5 protein-coding genes are annotated in these 4218 nt (G+C 58.0%); 4 read left to right on the top strand and 1 reads right to left on the bottom strand.

Going from position 1 to position 4218, the window contains the following annotated elements; translation table 11 throughout:
* From ACRESJ_RS14870 to ACRESJ_RS14860, 3 genes are all read left to right on the top strand, one after another.
* On the top strand, positions 1-234 hold a 234-nt coding region (locus ACRESJ_RS14870; protein ID WP_431758568.1), incomplete at its 5' end, for a hypothetical protein.
* 85 nt (positions 235-319) lie between these two features.
* Positions 320-565, top strand: coding sequence for a TIGR02647 family protein (locus ACRESJ_RS14865; protein ID WP_431758567.1), 246 nt, complete (start codon positions 320-322; stop codon positions 563-565).
* A gap of 191 nt (positions 566-756) precedes the next feature.
* The gene (locus ACRESJ_RS14860) at positions 757-3603 is read left to right on the top strand and encodes a class I adenylate cyclase (protein ID WP_431758566.1); all 2847 of its coding nucleotides are present in this window, start codon (positions 757-759) and stop codon (positions 3601-3603) included.
* 7 nt (positions 3604-3610) lie between these two features.
* Here the strand turns inward: ACRESJ_RS14860 and rnk are convergent, their stop codons facing one another.
* Positions 3611-4021: a nucleoside diphosphate kinase regulator gene (gene rnk / locus ACRESJ_RS14855; protein ID WP_431758565.1), complete on the bottom strand. Its 411-nt coding sequence runs from the start codon at positions 4019-4021 to the stop codon at positions 3611-3613.
* Here rnk and ACRESJ_RS14850 point away from each other — a divergent pair.
* Positions 4020-4218: hypothetical protein (locus ACRESJ_RS14850; RefSeq protein WP_431758564.1), on the top strand; the 199-nt coding region annotated here is incomplete at its 3' end. The genes rnk and ACRESJ_RS14850 overlap by 2 nt on opposite strands.

The raw sequence follows: 4218 nt of genomic DNA, 5'->3' as shown, positions 1-4218 counted from the left end.
ACGCTGACCGAAGCCATCGAGAACCAGATCGAAAGCGACAATCCGCCGGCTGCCAAAGCGACCTTCAACAAGCTGACGCTGGTGGGCTACGAGCGCGAAGACATCCTCAATCTGATGGCTCACGTTTTGGCCATAGAAATCGACACGATGCTCGACGAAGACCGCGCGTTCAATACCGAATGGTACGAAGCCGCGCTGCGGGCTCTGCCCGAGTTGCCGCCGGAAAAGAAATAACCCTGTCACGAACACTGGACATGCCGCACAAGTGGGATCACCTTAGGGACGCTGTCGCCAAATTCCTAGAAAGTCTGGAGTCCTTATGTCGCTTACCCCTGAGTTGGTTGCCGAACTGGAAGTCCTCGCCCTCTTCAACCTGGACAGTTCCCAGGAAGGTTTGAAAATTCATCAGACCGCTGCCGCGAAACACATTGCCGCTGCCAAACGCCTTCACGAAAAAGACCTGATCGACCAGCCCGATGGCGGTTACCTGACCAGCCTGGGTCGCGACGCCGCTCAAAACGTTCAAACCGTGCTCACCATTCTGAACGCCGAAGCTACAGCCTGAATTCCATCGTGCCGCCCACGGAAAACCCGAACCGGGATGTCCGTGGGCCTGTTCGGCTGGCTGACCTTTTTCAACGTTATAAATCTGACGCCAAAAAACCAAATTCAGCTTAAATGTCCTTGGGTCCAGACGCTAAACTGCCATCACCCGAGAGCCTCCACGTCCGAGCTTGCAAGCCGGTTTGAGCTGACATGATCCGCACCCACGAAATCCGCCCCGATCTGGACGAGGGAATCGACCGCAAGGTTCTCAGTCAACTGCGCGCACGCTTTCTAAAGCTCAACGAGGGCCGCCTGGCCCGTGCCGTGGAAGGCTTGTCCACGCGCCAGCAGGCGGTTTTAAGCCTTTTGCCGCTGTTCTTCCACGTCAACCATCCACTGTTGCCAGGTTACGTTTCAGGCAACACGCCGGCTGGGGTTTCGAATTTCGAGCCAGAAGCCAATGTCCTGGCCGAAGCCCAGCGCCTGACCCGCTCGTTCTCCTATAAACCGCGTCACGGCAGCAATCCGCCACGGCCGATTCACGGCCTGTTCCTGATGGGCAGCCTCGGCACCCTCGCCCAGGCTGACCAGAGTGATATGGACGTCTGGGTTTGTCACAGCCCGGACTTGAGCGAAACCGAGCTCACCGAACTGCGCAAAAAGTGCCAGCTGCTTGAAGCCTGGGCTGCCAGCCAGGGCACCGAGGCGCACTTTTTCCTGATCGATCCCGTCCGATTCGTACGTGGCGAGCGCGATACCCAACTGAGCTCGGAAGACTGCGGCACCACCCAGCATTACTTGCTGCTGGACGAGTTCTATCGCACCGCTATCTGGCTGGCGGGGCGCACACCGATCTGGTGGCTGGTGCCCGTCTATGAAGAGGCAAGTTACGACCGCTACACCCATACCCTGATTTCCAAGCGTTTCATTCGTGCCGACGAAACCCTCGATCTGGGTAACCTTGCCTTCATCCCGCCCGGCGAATTTATCGGCGCTGGGCTGTGGCAGTTGTTCAAGGGTATCGAGTCGCCGTACAAGTCGGTGCTCAAGCTACTATTGACCGAGGTGTATGCCAGCGAACATCCGAGGGTCCAATGCCTGAGCCTACGCTTCAAACAAGCGGTCTTTGCCAATCAACTCGACCTTGATGAGCTCGACCCTTACGTCGTGGTTTACCGGCGCATCGAGGAATACCTTATTGCCCGTAACGAGCCGGAACGCCTGGAGTTGGTACGTCGTGCGCTGTACCTGAAGGCCAATCGCAAACTGACCGGCACCGGCGGCCGCACCCAGAGTTGGCAACGCTCGCTACTCGAACGCCTGACCCATGAATGGCAATGGGATCACCGTCAATTAGCCTTGCTCGACAGCCGCAGCCAGTGGAAAGTCCGCCAGGTCAGTTCGGAACGTCGGGCATTGGTCAACGAACTGAACTACAGCTACCGCTTCCTGACCCAGTTCGCCCGCAACGAGCAAACCGTCAGCCTGATCAACAAGCGCGACCTCAGCGTGCTGGGCCGACGCCTGTATGCAGCCTTCGAGCGCAAGGCAGACAAGGTCGAGTTCATCAACCCCGGCATCGCCCCCGATCTGGCCGAAGACACCCTGACGCTGGTGTACTCACCCGACAAGAACGAGTCGGAGCAAAGCCAATGGGGTTTGTACAACGGCAATCTCACGGCGCTTGAATGGGAGCATTTTGCACCGATCAAGCGCAGCCGCCATTTGCTCGAATTGCTCACCTGGTGCCACCGCAACGGCGTGATCGACAGCAGCACACGCCTGGCCTTGCATCCCGGCAGCAGCGACCTGAGTGAATTCGAGCTGTTCAACCTGCTCGGCCGCCTGCAACAAAGCATCGCGCTGCCACTGCCGACCGTTGCCGAAGAGCCTTTGCTGCGCGCCAGCATCCCGAGTGTAGTGTTGATTCTGGTGAATGTCGGCGTCGACCCGCTCAAGCATCACAGGGACCTGAACATCCTGATGACTACCGAGCGTACCGACTCACTGAGCTACGCGGGTGTTCGGGAAAACCTGGTGTTGACCCTGGATCAGGTCACGCTCAATAGCTGGAACGAAGTGCTGGTCAACCGCTATGACGGACCCCACGCGCTGCTCGACTGCGTGCGCGATTATCTCAACAACCTGCCAAACGGCCCTCTACAACCAAAATTACGAGTGCGTTGTTTCTGCCATAACCGCGCGCAATTCATCGCACAGCGTGTTGAAGACATCATCGATACGGCGCAGAACCTATTGCTCAGCCAACTCAACCTGCGTTACCTGATCCAGGTCCAGCAGCATTACCACGTGTTGGAACTGGTGCCTGGCCAGGTCAATCACGTGGCGCTTGCCACGTTGCCTGCGCTGCTTGATTACCTGGCTGAAGACCAGTCCAGCTACAGCCCGCTGCACCTGGACCCGATGGCCCTGGAAGACCACGATCTGGCATTGCTCCTGCCGATGGGCTTGCCGGACAGCATCCAGGTTTTCTACCGGACAAGTGAAAGCCTGACGGACCTGTACGTACTCGATGAATTCAATGCCCTGTGGTATCAACGGCTGCCCTGGCATGACGAGCAAAGCTTGCTGGTGCGATTGCAACGCTTCCTGCAATCGATCCAGTATCGGCGCGACGCCTCGCTGCCGATGGACTCCACTCAATCGCAGAACCTGGACATTCGCTATTACCAACTGCTGCCCAGCGGCACGGGCCGGTCGCGCCGGGTCGAAGCTCGGCCGGCACCGCAAACGCCGGTCAATAAACCGTTCTATGACGTACAGGCAATCATCGGCAAAGCCGCACCAGGCCAGGTGCAGGTCGCGCTGTATTGCAATCAAAGGGAATTTTCAGAGCTGGAGCACGGCGACCAACTGTTCAGCGTGGTCGCCCGGGAAATCGTCGAGCAGCGCCGTGAGACCGAACGTTACCGCTGTTACATCACCGATCTGGACCTGTCGGGCCTGCTCGGTGATGGTCAGGGCTCAAGCAATCTTTACCTGCGCTACAAGGCCGACCTGGAACGCGCGTTGAACGAGGCGCTCGAGCAGGTCTGAGCCAAGGTCAAACGTGGTAGTCGCCACCATTGGCAGGTTGCGATTCGACTTCCAGCAAGGTCAGTTTCAGCGTCTTGCCGCCCGGTGCCGGCCAGTCGATATGCTGGCCAACTTTCAGGCCCAGCAGCGCACTGCCCACTGGCGCCAGGATGGAGATTTTGCCTTCGTCGGCATTGGCGTCCTTGGGGTACACCAACGTCAGGTGATAGTCCTTGCCACTGCTTTCTTCGCGGCAGTGCACGCGGGAATTCATGGTCACGATATCGGCTGGCACTTCATCGTGGCCGACCAGTGTATCGGCGCGATCCAGCTCGGTTTGCAACGCGATAACGCCCGGCAGCGTTTCATCAAGGCTGTCGATCAGACGCTCCAGACGTTGAACGTCCAGACGGGTAAGAGTGATGGAAGGTGCGGTCATGATCAGGGCAGACTCCTTTCTTCTGCACGAAAAAAGCAAAACCCCGCCAGAAAAAGGCGGGGTTTTCACAAGCCTCGATGGGTTGAGGCGTATCCGGACACTATCACAGCTCAAAAAATATACAAGCCACCGCCGACGCCCTGTAGGAGCTGCCGCAGGCTGCGATCTTTTGATCCTGATTTTGTATTGGTCAGAAA

It is taken from the genome of Pseudomonas sp. (assembly GCF_050739655.1).
Lineage (GTDB): Bacteria > Pseudomonadota > Gammaproteobacteria > Pseudomonadales > Pseudomonadaceae > Aquipseudomonas.
The sequence above is the reverse complement of the archived record's forward strand: the minus strand, read 5'-3'. Positions and strand labels throughout refer to the sequence as shown.